At 74.0% G+C, this 17,712-nt stretch carries 13 protein-coding genes, 1 pseudogene and 1 riboswitch; of the genes and pseudogenes, 6 read left to right on the plus strand and 8 right to left on the minus strand.

Annotated features, from left to right (window positions below; translation table 11 throughout):
* Nucleotides 1-3: 3 nt before the first annotated feature.
* The gene (locus CUT44_RS06515; protein ID WP_100201203.1) at nucleotides 4-195 is read right to left on the minus strand and encodes a hypothetical protein; all 192 of its coding nucleotides are present in this window, start codon (nucleotides 193-195) and stop codon (nucleotides 4-6) included.
* A gap of 48 nt (nucleotides 196-243) precedes the next feature.
* Complete coding sequence (locus tag CUT44_RS06520) at nucleotides 244-750, minus strand: Asp23/Gls24 family envelope stress response protein (protein WP_100201204.1); 507 nt, start codon at nucleotides 748-750, stop codon at nucleotides 244-246.
* Between the two features lie 279 nt (nucleotides 751-1,029).
* Here CUT44_RS06520 and CUT44_RS06525 point away from each other — a divergent pair, with 279 nt between their 5' ends.
* Nucleotides 1,030-1,896: a nucleopolyhedrovirus P10 family protein gene (locus CUT44_RS06525; RefSeq protein ID WP_233221270.1), complete on the plus strand. Its 867-nt coding sequence runs from the start codon at nucleotides 1,030-1,032 to the stop codon at nucleotides 1,894-1,896.
* A 16-nt stretch (nucleotides 1,897-1,912) separates the two neighbouring features.
* On the opposite strand, the gene CUT44_RS06530 is transcribed toward CUT44_RS06525, so the two are convergent.
* From CUT44_RS06530 to CUT44_RS06555, 6 genes and pseudogenes are all read right to left on the minus strand, one after another.
* Nucleotides 1,913-2,692 (minus strand): enoyl-CoA hydratase/isomerase family protein, encoded by a 780-nt coding sequence (locus CUT44_RS06530; RefSeq protein WP_100201205.1) that lies wholly within the window; start codon nucleotides 2,690-2,692, stop codon nucleotides 1,913-1,915.
* Between the two features lie 99 nt (nucleotides 2,693-2,791).
* Nucleotides 2,792-3,016 (minus strand): helix-turn-helix domain-containing protein, encoded by a 225-nt coding sequence (locus tag CUT44_RS06535; RefSeq protein ID WP_199185633.1) that lies wholly within the window; start codon nucleotides 3,014-3,016, stop codon nucleotides 2,792-2,794.
* 354 nt (nucleotides 3,017-3,370) lie between these two features.
* Nucleotides 3,371-4,969, minus strand: coding sequence for an ABC-F family ATP-binding cassette domain-containing protein (locus tag CUT44_RS06540; RefSeq protein WP_100201207.1), 1,599 nt, complete (start codon nucleotides 4,967-4,969; stop codon nucleotides 3,371-3,373).
* Between the two features lie 217 nt (nucleotides 4,970-5,186).
* Nucleotides 5,187-6,689 (minus strand): hypothetical protein, encoded by a 1,503-nt coding sequence (locus CUT44_RS06545; protein ID WP_100201422.1) that lies wholly within the window; start codon nucleotides 6,687-6,689, stop codon nucleotides 5,187-5,189.
* 90 nt (nucleotides 6,690-6,779) lie between these two features.
* Nucleotides 6,780-7,913: an alpha/beta hydrolase gene (locus CUT44_RS06550; RefSeq protein ID WP_100201208.1), complete on the minus strand. Its 1,134-nt coding sequence runs from the start codon at nucleotides 7,911-7,913 to the stop codon at nucleotides 6,780-6,782.
* A 170-nt stretch (nucleotides 7,914-8,083) separates the two neighbouring features.
* Nucleotides 8,084-8,746 (minus strand): annotated as a pseudogene (locus CUT44_RS06555) (class II aldolase/adducin family protein); the annotation flags it as partial.
* Between the two features lie 221 nt (nucleotides 8,747-8,967).
* On the opposite strand from CUT44_RS06555, the gene CUT44_RS06560 reads away from it, so the two are divergent.
* The 5 genes from CUT44_RS06560 to cobN all read left to right on the plus strand — a co-directional run bounded on the left by CUT44_RS06560 (nucleotide 8,968) and on the right by cobN (nucleotide 17,677).
* Complete coding sequence (locus CUT44_RS06560; protein WP_100201210.1) at nucleotides 8,968-10,197, plus strand: inorganic phosphate transporter; 1,230 nt, start codon at nucleotides 8,968-8,970, stop codon at nucleotides 10,195-10,197.
* Nucleotides 10,198-10,448: 251 nt separating this feature from the next.
* Entirely contained in the window at nucleotides 10,449-10,664 is a 216-nt protein-coding gene (locus tag CUT44_RS06565) for a hypothetical protein (RefSeq protein ID WP_100201211.1), read from the plus strand.
* Between the two features lie 224 nt (nucleotides 10,665-10,888).
* A riboswitch (cobalamin riboswitch) is annotated at nucleotides 10,889-11,014 on the plus strand.
* Between the two features lie 137 nt (nucleotides 11,015-11,151).
* Nucleotides 11,152-12,201 (plus strand): cobalamin biosynthesis protein, encoded by a 1,050-nt coding sequence (locus tag CUT44_RS06570; protein WP_100201212.1) that lies wholly within the window; start codon nucleotides 11,152-11,154, stop codon nucleotides 12,199-12,201.
* Nucleotides 12,198-13,709 (plus strand): cobyric acid synthase, encoded by a 1,512-nt coding sequence (locus tag CUT44_RS06575; RefSeq protein ID WP_100201213.1) that lies wholly within the window; start codon nucleotides 12,198-12,200, stop codon nucleotides 13,707-13,709. Before CUT44_RS06570 ends, CUT44_RS06575 begins: the two co-directional genes overlap by 4 nt.
* A gap of 83 nt (nucleotides 13,710-13,792) precedes the next feature.
* A complete protein-coding gene (cobN, locus tag CUT44_RS06580) occupies nucleotides 13,793-17,677 on the plus strand; it encodes a cobaltochelatase subunit CobN (RefSeq protein WP_100201214.1) in 3,885 nt (1,294 codons plus the stop codon).
* Nucleotides 17,678-17,712: the final 35 nt, after the last annotated feature.

Raw genomic sequence — 17,712 nt, forward strand, 5'->3', positions numbered from 1 at the left:
CGGTCACCGCCGCCGTTCGCCGCGGTCGCCGGAACCGAGGAACTGCCCCGGATCCAGGTCGCCGTCGAGGAACCGGCCGACGGCCAGGCCGACGGCTCCCAGCACCGCCACCAGCAGAAAGGCCCAGAAACCGCCGAAGTACCCGGCGAAGCCCAGCGCCATGCCGGCGGCCAGACCAACCACGGCCATGCTCATCGTGCGCTCCTTCCCTCATGCTTCGCCGAGCCCCTGCGGCCCGTCGTCCTACTGCAGTCGCGGCCTGTCGGACGACTGCTCCTCCTCGTCCTCCTCGTCGGGCAGCTTGACGTCACCGACCGCGATGTTGACCTCGACGACCTCCAGCCCGGTCATCCGCTCGATCGCGTTGATCACGCTCTCCCGCACATCGCGGGCCACCTCGGTGATCGACACCCCGTACTCGACGACGATGTCCAGGTCCACCGCCGTCTGCACCTCGCCGACCTCGACCTTCACCCCTCGGGTGACGGTCTTGCCGCCGCCGGGGACCCGGTCGCGCACCGCGCCGAAGGTACGGGCCGCCCCGCTTCCCATGGCGTGGACGCCGTCGACGTCCCGGGCCGCCATACCGGCGATCTTCTCCACCACGCCGTCGGCGATCGTGGTCTTCCCCCGGGCGCCCGGGTCGCTCGCGCCACGCCCCTCACCGAGCTGCCTGCCCTTGCTCAGCTCGGTGGACTCCTTGGTGGCACCGGAGGGACCCGTGCGGTTCTGCTGTGTGGTCTCCGTCATCGTCCTCATCCTTACCTGCGTGAAGGGATATTTTCATGCCTTTAGCCACGTTAGGCATGCTTTGATTTCAAAGCCCCCTACGGGTACCGCCAATCGGAGGAAGCATGCAGCCGCAACGGCTCCGATACGGAAAGCTGGCGCCCGGGACGGTGCGGAGGAGGTCCCGGGGAAGACGACGGAACAGACACGCAGACACATCGGAGAACACCAAAGGACACCGGGGAACCGCCGGAGGCACACGGCGGGTACCGGCGGACTGCGGGAGAGGAGCGCGGACCCATGGTCGCGGACCGGTTGACCCAGGCCGTACGCCGACAGCTCGGTCTCGGCCGGCTGCTTCCCCTGGGCGAGGCGGCGGACGGCGCCTGGCTCACGGAACGGGCCGCGGCCGGCGTGCTGCGGCGGGCGGTGGACGGACTGCCGGGGGTGCGGCCCGGCAGGCTGCGGCTCGCCCCGGCCGGCGCGGACACGGCCTCACCGGCCGTGCCCGCGCCCCCCAGCGCACTGCCGCCCGGCCCGGTGCGGATCGAGGCGGACTTCGCGGCCGGTCCGGACGAGCCGCTGCCGGTGGCCGCCGAGCGGCTTCGTACGGCACTGGCCGAGGCCGCGGACAGTCTGCTGGGGCTGGCGGTGGCAGCGGTCGACCTGCGGGTCACCGGGCTGCTGGAGGAGCCGGACGACACTGCCGCGCCGGAGGACCCGTCCGAGGCGGATCCCGGCGACGATTCCCCCGGCGACGGGGACACCACCGGAGCGGAGGCGGCGGAGAGGGAGACGGCGGCCACCGCGGAAGCGACGGGGGGCCCGGAGGCCGCGGTACGCGCCGCCGCGCTGGCCGTCCCGGGGGTGGCGCGTCTCGCGCCCGTGCCGGTAGGTGCGGCACGGCCTGTGCGGATCACGGAGACGGACCCCGGCGGCACCAGTGGCCCCGCCGGCCGCCATGTGCAGATCCAGCTGGCGGTCGCCGGGGACCACCGCGTCCTCGACGTGGTGCGCGAGGTCCGCGACGCGGTGACGCGGGCGGCGGGCGGCGCGCCCGGCCCGGCGACGGTCGCGGTCGTGGTGACGGAGGTGACGGAGGTGACGGAGGTGACGGAGGTGACGGAGGTGACGGAGCCCCCGGCGGACCCGCCGAACGAGCGGTGACGAAAGGCGGCCGGGGTCAGTCGCCGAGACCGGCCAGCTCGCGCAGCCTGCGCGCCTGAGCCGCGCGTTCGGCCGCGCGCTGCTCCTCGTAGGTGCGCCCGGCCGCGCCGCGCAGCAGTGCCTTGGTCTCGATCACCGCGTCGCGCGGTGCCGCGAGCAGCGCCGCCGCCAGGTCCGCGGTGGCACCGTCGAGCTCGGCGCGGGGCACCACGAGATTGGCCAGACCGGTCCGCTCCGCCTCCTCGGCCTGCACGAAGCGGCCCGTGGCGCAGATCTCCAGCGCGCGGGCGTAGCCGACGAGGGCGACGAGCGGATGGGTGCCGGTGAGGTCGGGCACCAGGCCGAGAGAGGTCTCGCGCATGGCGAACCGGGCGTCGTCGGCGCACACCCGCAGATCGCAGGCGAGCGCGAGCTGGAAGCCGGCGCCGACGGCATGCCCCTGGACGGCCGCGATGCTCACCAGGTCGTTCCGCCGCCACCAGGTGAAGGCCTCCTGGTAGCCGGCGATGGCCGCGTCGAGCTCGGCGTCGGAACCGCGGGCCAGGTCGACGAAGGACGGCTCGCCCTCGAAGCCCTCCGGGGTGAGCGCCTGCCGGTCCAGACCGGCGGAGAAGGACGGCCCCTCGGCGCGCAGCACGGCGACCCGTACATCACCGGGCAGCAGCCGCCCGGCCTCGGCCAGGGCACGCCACATGGCGAAGGTCTGGGCGTTGCGTTTGGCCGGGCGGTCGAGCGTGACCGTGGCCACGGCGCCGTCGACGGCGAGCCGTACGCCGTCCTTGTCGAGCAGGGTCATGCAGGTCTCCCGGGGCTTCCACAGTCAAGTGACTGAAGAGTAACCACCCAGCCGGTCGGATGGCCGACCGGGTGGCGCCCCTTGCGGACACCCTGGGTCTCAGGACGTCGTCGCGGTCTTCTTGCCCCGTGTGGCACCGCCGCGACCACGCAGGGTCACGCCGGACTCACTGAGCATCCGATGCACGAATCCGTAGGAACGGCCGGTCTCCTCGGCCAGTGCCCGGATGCTCGCACCGGAGTCGTACTTCTTCTTGAGGTCAGCCGCGAGCTTCTCGCGCGCGGCGCCGGTCACCCGGCTGCCCTTCTTCAGAGTCTCGGCCACCCGTGCCTCCTCATGGGAAGTGCGCTCTGGACTCTCATGATCACCCCTTGCCGGTCTTCTGGCCACCCATTCGACAAGGTCCGTACGACGACCTTGGCCGCCGGGCAAGGGACGAGAAGCACCGGAGTGCCTGATTCCGGTGCGCCGACGCCGGGCACACAGCCGGGCGGATACGGAAAGGCGCAGGTCAGTCCGGTGCGGAGGGGGTAAACCGGTGTCGCGTGAGGCCCATGCCACACCGTGCGCGCTCTCGACGTCCGACCGCGCCGCGATACGAGCCGGTCTCACACAGATGATGGATCACGCGTCGGCCGAATGATCCAGAAAGATATGATCAACACGGCCGCCGCGTACTCAGGCCAGCGCGACGAGGTCCGCGTACTCCTCGCCCCACAGGTCCTCCACCCCGTCCGGCAGCAGGATGATCCGCTCCGGCTGGAGCGCGTCCACCGCGCCCTCGTCGTGCGTGACCAGCACCACCGCGCCCGTGAAGGTGCGCAGGGCGCCCAGGATCTCCTCACGGCTGGCGGGGTCGAGGTTGTTGGTCGGCTCGTCCAGGAGCAGCACGTTGGCCGAGGAGACCACCAGCGTGGCCAGCGCCAGCCGGGTCTTCTCGCCGCCGGAGAGCACCCGCGCGGGCTTGTCCACGTCGTCGCCGGAGAACAGGAACGATCCCAGCGTCTTGCGGACCTCGACCAGATCCAGGTCGGGGGCGGCGGAACGCATGTTCTCCAGGACCGTGCGGTCCGGGTCGAGCGTCTCGTGCTCCTGCGCGTAGTAGCCCAGCTTCAGCCCGTGCCCGGGGACGACCCGGCCGGTGTCGGGCTTCTCCACTCCGGCCAGCAGCCGCAGCAGGGTCGTCTTGCCCGCGCCGTTGAGGCCGAGGATGACCACCCGGGAGCCCTTGTCGATGGCGAGCGAGAGATCGGTGAAGATCTCCAGCGAGCCGTAGGACTTGGACAGTTCCTCCGCCATCAGCGGGGTCTTGCCGCAGGGGGCGGGGTCGGGGAAGCGCAGCCTGGCGACCTTGTCGGCCTGCCGCTCCCCCTCCAGCCCGGCCAGCAGTCGCTCGGCACGGCGGGCCATGTTCTGCGCGGCCACCGTCTTGGTGGCCTTGGCGCGCATCTTGTCGGCCTGGGCGTTGAGCGCGGCGGCCTTCTTCTCCGCGTTGGCCCGCTCGCGCCTGCGCCGCTTCTCGTCCGCCTCGCGCTGGGTCAGGTACTGCTTCCAGCCCATGTTGTAGATGTCGATGTGGGAGCGGTTGGCGTCGAGGTAGAAGACCTTGTTGACGACCGTCTCCACGAGGTCGACGTCGTGGGAGATGACCACGAAGCCGCCGCGGTAGGTCTTGAGGAAGTCGCGCAGCCAGGCGATCGAGTCGGCGTCGAGGTGGTTGGTCGGCTCGTCCAGCAGGAGGGTGTCGGCGTCCGAGAAGAGGATGCGGGCCAGCTCCACCCTGCGCCGCTGACCGCCGGAGAGGGTGTGCAGGGGCTGGCCGAGCACCCGGTCGGGCAGCCCGAGGCTGGCGGCGATGGTGGCGGCCTCGGCCTCGGCGGCGTAGCCGCCCCTGGTGAGGAACTCCGTCTCCAGCCGCTCGTACTTCTTCATCGCCTTCTCGCGGGTGGCACCGCGGCCGTTGGCCATCCGGTCCTCGTTCTCCCGCATCCCGCGCAGCACGGTGTCCAGACCGCGGGCGGAGAGGATGCGGTCCCGGGCGAGCGCGTCGAGATCACCGGTTCGGGGGTCCTGGGGCAGGTAGCCGACCTCGCCGGTGCGGGTGATGGTCCCGCCGGCGGGGGCGCCCTCACCGGCCAGACAGCGGGTGAGGGTCGTCTTGCCTGCTCCGTTGCGGCCGACCAGGCCGATGCGGTCTCCCCGGGCGACACGGAAGGAGGCGGACTCGATGAGGACCCGGGCGCCGGCGCGCAGCTCTACTCCGGTGGCGGTGATCACGGAAACTCTCCAGGGCAGGGTGGACGCGCGTACGTCATGGTCAGGGACTTCTCGGGACGGGCGTACGCCGCTAGTGCACGAGGAGGATCGCCATGCCGCCAGTCTAACGGCGGCACGCAACCCGGTTTCCGCGCCGGGCACGGCCCGGGCCGTGACACACCGCACGGGCGCCGGCTCCCGGCACCGTCGGCCGGCCGGGAGAGGACCGCGGGTGCCGTCACCTCTCGCCGGTGTGGACCTGGAACGCCGCGCGGCGCACCGCCTTGGCAAGCGCGGGGTCGGGATGGGCGGCGGCGAGCGCGACCAGCACCTGGACCGTACGCGGGTGGCCGGTGGCCCTGACCTCCTCCAGCAGCGCGGGGACGCTGCCCTGCACGGCGGAGCCCAGATGTTCCACCAGCAGGTGTCCCTCACCGTGGTCGGCGACGGCCGCGGCGGTGTCCACCCACAGCCAGGTGGCCTCCTCACGGGTCAGCACCCCCGGGGCCCCGCTCCCCGGCTCCCCGGGATCGGCACCCTCGTGCTCGGCGAGCCAGAGCAGGGCGTAGGGGCGCAGGGTGGGCTCGGCGGACGCCGCCCGGACGGCGGGTTCGGCGGGAGCGCCGACGACCCGGAGCGCGTCGAAGGCCAGCCCGCGTATGAGGGCGTCCTCCCCGCGGGCGGCGTCCAGCAGTTCGGCGACGGCCGGGCCGGTGGTACGGGCGGCGAGCCAGGCCCGGTACTCGGCACGGGCCTCCCCCGGCGAGAGCCGGGCGCAGCCGCGCAGCATGTCCTCGGCCGGGTGCTCTATGTTCCCGGCGGGGCTCTGGGCGGCCACGCAGATCTGCTCCAGCTTCACCCACACCGCCCAGTTGCCCAGCGGGGTGAGCACCGCCTGCCCGGGGCGCCCCTCGGCGTCCGCCGCGCAGCGGGTGAGGGCGCCGACCGAGGCGAGACCGTCGAGCGCCCAGTCGAGCAGCGCGGGCAGGTCCAGATCGGCGTCCACGGCGGCGGTGTCGGCGGCGGTGTCGGCGGCGGCGGTGTCGGCGGCGGCGGCGGTGTCCGGGGATGCGTCACCGCGCTCCGCGAAGTCCCTTCCGCGCTCCGCGAAGTCCCTTCCGCGCTCCGCGAAGTCCCTTCCGCGCTCCGCGAAGTCCCTTCCGCGCTCCGCGCGGAGTTCCGCGATCCGCTGCCGCAGCAGGTCCAGCAGGGCCGGCACGGTCACCGGTCCCGAGGACAGATGCATCACGGACAGGAACTGCGGAGCGGCCACCACGACCTCGCCGACCGCCGCCGGACCGACGTCGGCGGGCGCCGGGTGGGCGAGCGACCAGGCGTCGAAGAGGGCCACCCAGCCGCGCAGCACGGCGGAGTCGTCCCGGTCCCAGGCCCGCAGCCGCCAGCCGGGCAGGGCGGTGTCGCCGTGCAGTTCGATGAGGCCCGCCAGCCGGGCGCGGTCCCACTGGACGGACACCTGCTCCACCGGTATCCGCAGGTCCGCGGCGGCCCGCTCGGCCGCCGTCACCGGCGACAGCCCGGTGCGCTCCGCCCAGCGGGCCAGGCGTACGGCGTCACCGAGGCAGGCCCGCGCCTGCCGGGCCAGCTGGTCGCGGGGAGGCACCCCCGCCGGGGGCCGGGGTGCGCTCCGCCGGCGGCGCGCACCCTCTGATCGGTGCGCGGCGGCGAGAGGCTGACGGGGGACAAGGCGCAGCCGGGTGTCTCGCGGGATACGGGACGTCACGGGAGCAGTGTTGTTGATGACGGCCCGAAAGCCCAAACGCCCGTGTAACGGCCTCATATGAGCACCCCGCGCCCGCGGGGGTGCGAAGGGCTACAGCAGCGGTGTCAGGAAGCGGCGCAGCGCTTCCTCGTAGCCCTCCGGACCGGCGTTCCACATGGCCGCGTGCGGAGCCTGCCGGACGGCGTGGAGCGACACCAGACCGGGACACCGTTCGGCCATCTCCCGGGAGAGGCCCCAGGGGGCGATGTCGTCGTCGGGACCGTGCAGGAGCAGAGTGGGAACTCCCGGGTCCGCCGGACGGGGCAGCTCGCCGGAGGACTCCGGACGCGCACGGGCGCGGCCCTGGGCGGCCCGTACCGCCAGCGGCAGTAGCGGACGGGGGACCCGGCGGCTGCCGGCCAGGGCCCGCAGGGTCGCCCGCCAGTCGAGCACGGGCGAGTCCAGCACCAGCCCTCCGATCCGGTCCCGCAGCGGGGAGTACTCGGCGGTGCGCAGCGCCATGGTGGCTCCCGTGGACCAGCCGTACAGCACGACGCTGCGGGCGCCGTGGTCCAGGGCGTGGCGGACCGCCGAGTCCAGATCCCGCCACTCGGCGCCGCCCAGGTGCCCGGTCCCGTCGGACAGCCGGGGCGCCCCGGGATCGCCGCGGTAGGCGGGGACGAGCACCGGGAGGTCCATGGCGTGCAGGAACGGCAGCAGGTTCATGGCGTGCTCGCGGGTGGTGCCCAGCCCGTGCACGGCGACCACCCACACGTCGCGGAGGGCCGGCAGGTACCAGGCCGGCAGCGCGCCGAGCTCGCCGGGCAGGGTCACGTCCGTGTACTCCAGACCGAGGGCGCCGCGCGGGTCGCCGAAGTGCAGCTGCGGGGACAGCCGTACCCGGTCGCCGGGGGCGAGCAGGCCGCGGTCGACCCGCTCCAGACGCCGTACGACGGTGTCCGGGGCGGAGGGCACGTCCAGCACGGCACCGACGACCGCGTGCCGGCCGGGACCGGTGAGTGCGTAGGTGCCGGGCCACCGGGAGGCGAGCGAGCGGGTCAGGGTGATCTGTCCCGCGGCGGTGGCGTGGACCGTCAGCGGCGGTCCCTCGAAACCGGCGGGCCGCGCACGGCCGCCGGGCGGCTTCAGGGCGACGTCGGCCGCGTACCGCCCGGCCACGACCGCGGCCGCGCCGGCACCCAGCATCGTGGTGGCGGCCACGGCCGCCGTTCTGCGCAGGCTCATCACGTCCAGGATGACGGTGTCACGCCACCGGGGCCAGTGGGCCGGGTCCGGCGAGTGGGCGGGCCGGGTACTCCGGGGTCCTCCGCCGCCTCCTCCGCCGCGGTCTCCGTGATGGTCTCCGCCGCGGTCTCCGTGATGGCCTCCGCGGTGGTGGCCTCCGCCGCCCGGGCCCGCTGCCCGTAGCCGCGCAGCTTCTCCGCGACCCGGTCCAGCTCCCCGGACGGCAGCAGCGCGGGCGTACGGCCGGGCACGGCGGCGGCGGCGAGCCAGACGCGGCACATCCACTCCAGCTGGGCGGTGTCGTCGTACGCCCGGCCGAGGCTGCCGCCGTACACGAGCGTGCCGTGGTTGCGCAGCAGACAGCCGCTGCGGTCGCGCAGCGCCGCCAGGGCGTGGGCGGCCAGTTCCTCGCTGCCGTAGGTGGCGTACGGGGCGACCCGTACCGGGCCGCCCAGAGCCGCGGCCATGTAGTGGACCGCCGGAAGTTCGTCGACGAGGGTGGAGACGGCGGTGGCGTGCACGGCGTGGGTGTGTACGATCGCCGCCGCGCCGGTGGCCCGGTAGACCGCCAGATGCATCGGCAGCTCGCTGGTGGGGACCGTCCGGCCGGCCACCTGCCGCCCGTCCAGACCGACGGCGCACAGGTCGTCCGGCCCGAGCTCGTCGTAGGGGACGCCGCTGGGAGTGACCAGCACGGTGTCACCGACCCGTACCGAGACGTTTCCGGAGGTGCCCACGACCAGCCCGTCCGTCACCGTACGGCGGGCCGTGGCCACCAGTTCACGCCAGGCCCGGGCCCACTCCGGGGGCCGGTCCCGAGTGCTCCGCCGCATGCGTGCCACCTCCGGCGGAGCACTGTAGCGCCGCGGCGCATTCGGAGGGCGCGAACCGGACGGCGAGGGCCGGGGAGCGCACTCCGCGCACAACCGCGCACCACCCTGCGTACACAGCTCCCGGGAGATACTCCGATGCCGTCCTCAGTTCACCTAGCGTTCACCCTGAAACCCTACGTTCACCGCGTATCCGCCTCCCCTTCGACTGATTGCCTGGGTGAATGGAAAACATCACGCTTCTCATCGGGATCGTGATCGTCACAGCCTTGGTGTTCGACTTCACCAACGGCTTCCACGACACGGCCAACGCCATGGCCACCACCATTTCCACCGGGGCACTCAAGCCCAAGACGGCGGTGGCGATGTCGGCGGTCCTCAACCTCGTCGGCGCCTTCATATCCGTCGAGGTCGCGGCCACCATCTCCAAAGGGCTCATCAACGAGGACGCCGGCGTGGATCCCGCGGTGGTGCTCGCGGGGCTGGTCGGAGCGATCATCTGGAACCTGCTGACCTGGCTGGCCGGTCTCCCCTCCAGTTCCTCGCACGCCCTCATGGGCGGTCTGATCGGCGCGACCATCGCCTCCGTCGGCATCGGCGCCGTCTCCATGGGCGCGGTCTTCTCGAAGGTCCTGCTCCCGGCCGTCGTCGCCCCGCTGGTCGCCGGCATCGCGGCGATGCTCGCCACCAGGCTGACCTACCGGATCAGCCGCGGCACCGAGGAGAAGGACGTCGCCAAGGGCTACCGCGGCGGGCAGATCGCCTCGGCCGCCCTGGTCTCCCTCGCCCACGGCACCAACGACGCGCAGAAGACGATGGGCGTCATCACCCTCGCCCTGATCTCCGGCGGGGTGCTGGGCGCCGACGCCGACCCGCCGCTGTGGGTCATCGCCTCCGCGGGCATCGCCATCGCGCTGGGCACCTACCTGGGCGGCTGGCGGATCATCCGCACCATGGGCAAGGGCCTCACCGACATCCGGCCGGCCCAGGGCTTCTCCGCCCAGACCAGTTCCGCCGTCACCATCCTGGCCTCCTCCCACCTGGGCTTCGCGCTCTCCACCACCCAGGTCTGCTCCGGCTCCATCATGGGCTCCGGCCTGGGCCGCAAGGGCGGCGTGGTGCGGTGGAGCACCGCGGGCCGCATGTTCGCCGCCTGGGGGCTGACCCTCCCGGCCGCCGGCCTGGTGGCCGCGGGCGCCGCGTTCCTGACGACCCGCGGCGACTGGGGCGTCACCGCCGTCATGGTTCTCACCGTGGCGGCCTGCGTGGCGATCTGGATCGCCTCGCGCCGGGAGCCGGTGAACCACACCAACGTCAACGACGTCGAGACGGACACCGCCGGAGAGCCGGACGTGCTCACCACGGCCGCGCAGGCCGTCTCCCCGCCCCCGGTGGGCGCCGAGGAGACCGAGCGGACGGAGCACGCGGAGAAGGCCTCCGCTCCCGCCTCCTGAGCGTCCCGCAGCCCCTCTCAGCCCCCGCGGGCCCTGTTCATGAGCCCCTCATAGACCTCATGAACAGGGCCCCGCAGAGAAGGAAACCCCACTCGTGACTCCGCTCCCCCGCCTGAAGGAGGGGGGCTTCCAACCCGAAGGTCGCGGTCCAGCCCGAACCGATCCCTTTCGGGACGAACGAAAAGTTATCAGATATCAGGGAAGCGATTCCCCCACCGGCTGAAGCCGGTGATCCCCTCGCTAGGAGACTGATGGACATCCACTGGGCCGCACTCGGCCAGGTCTTCGTGGTCAGCCTCGTGATGACGATCGGCCTGGTGGCCGTCTTCACCCTCGGCATCGTCGGCAACCGCGCCAACCAGCGGGCGGAGGGCGGCACCGCCCTCCTCGCCCGCACCGGCGCCTGGGCCAGCTACGCCCTGTGCGCGGCCGCCGTGGCGTACGGCATCTACATCATCGCCTCCTGAATCCACCTCTCCCGTCGGCCGACGGGACCGGGACCGGCCGGCGGGACCGGCCGGCGGGAGAGGTGGCGCCTTTCGGCGCCGGGCACTGTCCGCCCGGCGCCTTCCGGCGTTCGAGGGCGCGCAACCGCTGTGCGCTTGCGCACAGCGCGCCGTCGCAGGTCATCGCCGAGTTGACGCGTCCGGTCGGCCGTGGTGGACTGCCCGTTGCCAAACGGCGGCAGGAGAGGAAGCCGGTGCGAATCCGGCGCGGTCCCGCCACTGTCACCGGGGAGCGCTCCCCCACTCGGCGTCACGGCCCGCACATCGGGCTGGAAGACCGGGGGCAGCGCCGATCCGGGAGCCAGGAGACTCTCACCGCCGGTCACGTCGAGCCAGGGCGCGGACCCTGAGTGAGGACATACCGCCATGCCGGGCACCCTGCCTTCCCCGTTGCCGCCCCCGCTCCGCACCACCGGCACCGTACGAGGTGTGACGGCCGGCTGACGCGATGCGCGCCGACCACACCACCCGTCGCACCGGCACCCTTCCCACCGGCACCCTTCCCACCGGCTCCACCGGTACGGCCGCCGTCGCGGCCCGGGTCCCCGCAGCGGCGCTCGGCCTGTCGGCCGGGTACCTGTTCGACCTGATCGCCGGTGACCCGCGCCGGGGCCATCCCGTGGCCGCCTTCGGGCGCGCCGCCTCGGCCGCCGAGCGACTGCTCTGGCGCGACCACCGCGGCGCGGGCGCGCTCTACACCGGCGTGTGCGCGGGGGGCGCCGTGGCCGCCGCCGCGGCGCTGGAGAGGGCCGTGCGCCGCTCCCCCGCCGCCCGTACCGCCCTGGCCGCCGCCGCGACCTGGTCGGTGGTGGGCGGCACGTCGCTGGCACGCGAGGCCCGGACGATCGCCGCCGCCCTCCGGGCGGATGACCTCGGCACGGCCCGCGCCCGGCTGCCCCACCTGTGCGGACGCGACCCGCGGGACCTGGACGCGGACGGCATCGCCCGGGCGGTGGTGGAGTCCGTCGCCGAGAACACCTCGGACGCCGTGGTCGGCGCCCTGGTGTGGGGCGCGGCCTGCGGGGTGCCGGGGCTGGCGGGGTTCCGGGCCGTCAACACCCTGGACGCGATGGTCGGCCACCGCTCACCGCGCCACCGCCGCTTCGGTTGGGCCTCGGCCCGGCTGGACGACGCGGCGGGGTGGCCCGGTGCCCGGCTGACCGCGCTGCTGGCGGCCCTCGCCGGTCCCGGCCCGCGCGGCGCGCTCCGCGCCTGGCACACCGACGCCCACCGCCACCCCAGCCCCAACGCCGGGGTGGTCGAGGCGGCCTTCGCGGGGGCGCTGGGTGTACGGCTGGGTGGGACGCTGTCGTACGGCGGCCGCGTCGAGCACCGCCCGGTGCTGAACGCCGGCGGCCGTCCGGTGCGGACCGCGGACATCGAGCGGGCGGTACGGCTGTCGCGCCGCGTGAGCGCGCTGGCGCTGGTGGTGTGCGCCGCCGCCGGGACGGTGCGGGAGAAGTGGTTCGACGGCCGGCACGGAAGGGGAGTCCGGTGACGGGCGGCGGACTGCTGGTCGCGGGAACCACCTCGGACGCGGGCAAGAGCGTCGTCACGGCGGGCGTCTGCCGCTGGCTGGCCCGCAAGGGGGTGAAGGTGGCGCCGTTCAAGGCGCAGAACATGTCGCTGAACTCCTTCGTCACCCGCGACGGCGCCGAGATCGGCCGCGCCCAGGCCATGCAGGCCGCCGCCGCCCGGGTGGAGCCCACCGCGCTGATGAACCCGGTGCTGCTCAAGCCCGGTGGCGACCGCACCAGCCAGGTCGTGCTGCTGGGCAGGCCGGTGGGCGAGCTGGACGCGCGCGGCTGGCACGCCGGGCGGCGGGAGCGGCTGCTGGGCACGGTCACCGACTGCCTGGCCGAACTGCGGCGCGCCCATGACGCGGTGATATGCGAGGGCGCCGGCAGCCCGGCCGAGATCAACCTGCGGCACGGCGACATCGTCAACATGGGCCTGGCCCGGGCCGCGCGACTGCCGGTCGTGGTGGTCGGCGACATCGACCGCGGCGGTGTCTTCGCCTCCTTCTTCGGCACCACCGCCCTGCTGTCCCCCGAGGACCAGGCGCTGGTGGCGGGCTACGTCGTCAACAAGTTCCGCGGCGACGTGACGCTGCTGGAGCCCGGCCTGGAGATGCTGCGGGGACTGACCGGGCGGCCGGTACTGGGGGTCCTGCCGTACGCGCACGGGCTCGGCATCGACGAGGAGGACGGGCTGCGCGTCTCGCTGCGCGGCACCGTGCGCGAGTCGGCCGTCGCGCCGCCGCACGGGCGCGACGTGCTGCGGGTGGCGGTGGTGCCGGTGCCGCTGATGTCGAACTTCACGGACGTGGACGCGCTGGCGGCGGAGCCGGGTGTGGCGGTGCGGTTCACCGACCGGCCCGAGGAACTGGCCGACGCCGACCTGGCCGTGGTGCCCGGCACCCGCGGCACCGTGAAGGCGCTGGCCTGGCTGCGCGAGCGCGGGCTGGCCGACGCCCTGGTCCGCCGGGCCGCCGAGGGGCGCCCGGTGCTGGGGATCTGCGGCGGCTTCCAGATGCTGGGCGAGCGGATCGAGGACGAGGTGGAGTCCCGCGCCGGGACGGTGGCGGGTCTGGGGCTGCTGCCGGTGCGGGTGCGCTTCGCGGCGGAGAAGACCCTGGCCCGGCCGGCCGGCGAGGCGCTGGGCGAGCCCGTGACGGGCTACGAGATCCACCACGGCGTGGCCGAGGTGGCCGGCGGGGACGAGCCGTTCCTGGACGGCTGCCGGACGGGCGCGGTGTGGGGCACGCACTGGCACGGGTCGCTGGAGAGCGACGGCTTCCGGCGCGCCTTCCTGCGGCGGGTGGCCGCCGACGCGGGCCGGGCGTTCGTGCCCGCGCCCGGCACCTCCTTCGCCGCGCTGCGCGAGGAGCAGCTCGACCGGCTGGGCGATCTGGTCGAGGAGCACGCCGACACCGGCGCGCTGCTGCGGCTGATCGAGAACGGCGCACCGGCCGGCCTGCCGTTCGTGCCGCCGGGTGCACCGTGAACGGTGGATCCGGCGGCACGAGCGGCGGCCCCGGCATGAACGACACGACCGATCCGAGGGACGTACGGACCGATGGGAGCTCGATGAGCACGGTACTGCTGCTGTCCACCGCCGACACCGACCTGCTGGCGGCCCGCGCCTGTGGCGCCCCGTACCGCATCGCCAACCCGGCGCGCGTCGACGCCGTGGAGGACTTGCCCGGCCTGCTCCAGGGCACGGACCTCGCCGTCGTACGCCTGCTGGGCGGCCGGCGCGCCTGGGAGGACGGACTGGAGGCGCTGCGTGCCTCCGGGATCCCGACGGTGCTGCTGGGCGGCGAGTCGGTGCCGGACGCCGAGCTGATGGCCCTGTCCACCGTCCCGGCGGGGGTGGTCGCCGAGGCACTGAGGTACCTGGTCGCGGGCGGCCCGGAGAACCTCGCGGAGCTGGCCCGCTTCCTGTCCGACACCGTGCTGCTGACCGGCCACGGCTTCGCCGCGCCGCGTCCGATGCCCGAATGGGGGGTGCACGGCGACCGGAGCTCCGACCCGTCCCGGCCGACCGTGGGCGTGCTGTTCTACCGGGCGCACGAGCTGTCGGGGAACACCGCCTTCGTCGACGTGCTGTGCGACGCGATCGAGGAGCACGGCGCCAACGCACTGCCGGTGTACTGCGGTTCACTGCGGGGCGTAGCCGAGGCGAGGCGGAGGGTGGGGGACGGGAGCGAGGAACGAGCGACCGGCACCCGCCCGCAGCCGAGCCGAGACGAAGCCCGCACGGCGGAGGAGCGGGGCGTAGCCGAGGCGAGGCGGAGGGTGGGGGACGGGAGCGAGGAACGAGCGACCGGCACCCGCCCGCAGCCGAGCCGAGACGAAGCCCGCACGGCGGAGCAGAGCTCCGGGCCGGGCTTGTACGAGCTGCTGGGCCGCGCCGACGTGCTGATCACCACCGTGCTGGCGGCGGGCGGCGCCCGGGCGGCCGACGCGAGCGCCGGCGGCGACGAGGAGGCATGGGACGTCGGTGCCCTGGCCGCCCTGGACGTCCCCGTGCTCCAGGGCCTGTGCCTGACCGGCTCGCGCGCCGCCTGGGAGGCGTCGGACGCCGCCCTGTCACCGATGGACGCGGCGATGCAGGTGGCGATCCCGGAGTTCGACGGGCGGCTGGTCACCGTGCCGTTCTCCTTCAAGGAGGAGGGCCCCGACGGGGTGCCCGTCTACGTCGCCGATCCCGAGCGGGCCCGGCGGGTGGCCGGGATCGCGGCCCGGCACGCCGCCCTGCGGCACAAGCCCAACGCCGGCAAGCGCCTCGCCCTGGTCTTCACCGCCTACCCGACCAAGCACTCCCGGGTGGGCAACGCGGTCGGCCTGGACACCCCCGCCTCGGCGGTGGAGCTGCTGCGGGCCCTGAAGGCCGCCGGCTACGAGACCGGTGAACTCCCCGAGACGGGCGACGAGCTGATTCACCGGCTGATCGCCGCCGGCGGCCACGACGTGGAGTGGCTGACGGAGGAGCAGCTCGCCGCCGCCCCGGCCCGAGTGCCGCTGGCGGACTACCGGCGCTGGTTCGCCGCGCTCGACCCCGAGCTGCGTGCGGCCGTGTGCGAGCACTGGGGCGAGCCGCCCGGTTCGCTGTACGTGACCGGGGAGGGCGAGAACGCCGAGATCGTGCTGGCCTCGCTGCGGTTCGGCAACGTGGTGGTGATGATCCAGCCGCCGCGCGGTTTCGGCGAGAATCCGATCGCGATCTACCACGACCCCGACATGCCGCCCTCCCACCACTACCTGGCGGCCTACCGCTGGCTGGCCGCCGCCGAGCCGGAGGGGGGCTTCGGCGCCGACGCCGTGGTCCACATGGGCAAGCACGGCACGATGGAGTGGCTGCCGGGCAAGGGGCTCGGCCTGTCGGCCGGGTGCGCGCCGGACGCGGTGCTCGGCGATCTTCCGCTGGTCTACCCGTTCATCGTCAACGACCCCGGCGAGGGCACCCAGGCCAAGCGCCGCGGCCACGCCACCGTCGTCGACCACCTGGTGCCGCCGATGGCGCGGGCCGACTCCTACGGCGACCTGGCGAAGCTGGAACAGCTCCTGGACGAGTACGCGCTGGTGTCCGACCTGGATCCGGCCAAGGCCCCGGCGGTGCGCGGCCAGATCTGGACCCTGGTGCGGGCCGCCGAGCTCCACCGCGACCTGCACGTCGAGGAGCAGCCGGACGAGGACGAGTTCGACGAGTTCGTCATGCACATCGACGGCTGGCTCTGCGAGATCAAGGACGTGCAGATCCGCGACGGACTGCACGTCCTCGGCGGCGGGCCGGTGGGCGAGCCGCGCGTCAACCTGGTGCTGGCCGTGCTGCGCTCGGCGCAGATGTGGGGCGGTGTCGGCGGCGCGCTGCCGGGGCTGCGGGCGGTGCTGGCCGAGCACGTGGGTCTGACGGAGGCCGGGCTGCTGGCCGAGCCGGGCGCCCGTATCGAGGTGCCGAAGGCCCTGACGGCGCTCGCGGACGGGCCCTCCCGCACCGCCTCCGACGCGGTCGACCTGCTGGAGCACCTGGCGCGGCGGCTGGTGGCGGGCATGGAGGCGCGCGGCTGGGCGCGGGAGGCGATCGGCGAGGTGACCGCCGAGGTGCTGGGCGAGCGGGTGCCGGGGGCGGTGCGGGCCCTGGAGTTCGCGGCGGACGAGGTCGTGCCCCGGCTGGCGCGTACGGCGGACGAGATCGGCAACGTGCTGCACGCGCTGGACGGCGGTTACGTACCGGCCGGTCCCTCCGGGTCCCCGACCCGCGGTCTGGTCAACGTCCTGCCGACCGGCCGCAACTTCTACTCCGTGGACCCCAAGGCGATCCCGTCCCGGCTCTCCTGGGAGGTCGGCGCCGCGCTGGCGGACTCCCTGCTGGCCCGCCATCTGGCCGACCACGGCGCGTACCCGCGGTCGGTGGGCCTGACGGTGTGGGGCACCTCCTGCATGCGCACCCAGGGCGACGACATCGCGGAGATCCTGGCGCTGCTGGGCTGCCGCCCGGTGTGGGACGACGCCTCGCGCCGGGTGACGGGCTTCGAGGTCGTGCCCCTGGAGGAGCTGGGCCGGCCGCGCATCGATGTCACCGTCCGCATCTCCGGCTTCTTCCGGGACGCCTTCCCGCACGTGGTGGGTCTGGTGGACGACGCGGTACGGACGGTGGCCGAACTCGACGAGCCCGCCGGGTCCAACTACGTGCGCGCCCACGCCGACGAGGACACCGCCGCGCACGGCGACCGGCGCCGGGCCACCGCACGGATCTTCGGCTCCAAGCCGGGCGCGTACGGAGCCGGGCTGCTGCCGCTGATCGACGCCCGCAACTGGCGCTCGGACGCCGACCTGGCCGAGGTGTACGCGGTCTGGGGCGGCTACGCGTACGGGCGCGGCCTGGACGGCCGCCCGGCGCGCGGCGACATGGAGACGGCGTTCCGCCGCATCCAGGTGGCGGCGAAGAACGTCGACACCCGCGAGCACGACATCGCCGACGCCGACGACTACTTCCAGTACCACGGCGGCATGGTCGCCATGGTGCGGCAGCTGACCGGCGGCTCACCCGAGGCGTACATCGGCGACTCGGCCGTCCCCGACCAGGTGAGGACGCGGACGCTGGGCGAGGAGACCCACCGCGTCTTCCGGGCCCGGGTGGTCAATCCGCGCTGGATGAGCGCCATGAGGAGGCACGGCTACAAGGGCGCCTTCGAGATGGCCGCCACCGTGGACTACCTCTTCGGCTACGACGCGACGGCCGGGGTCGTGGACGACTGGATGTACGAGAAGCTCGCCGCCGAGTACGTCTTCGACGGGACCAACCAGGAGTTCATGAAGCGCTCCAACCCGTGGGCGCTGCGCGGCGTCACCGAGCGGCTGCTGGAGGCCGCCGACCGCGGGCTGTGGGCGGAGCCGGACCGGGAGACCCTGGACCGGCTCCGGGAGATCTACCTCGAACTCGAGGGCGACCTGGAGGGGGAGGAGTGAGCGCCCCCGCCTCGGCCCCGCGGGCACGGGGAGCA

The organism is Streptomyces carminius (assembly GCF_002794255.1).
Taxonomy (GTDB): Bacteria; Actinomycetota; Actinomycetes; order Streptomycetales; family Streptomycetaceae; genus Streptomyces; species Streptomyces carminius.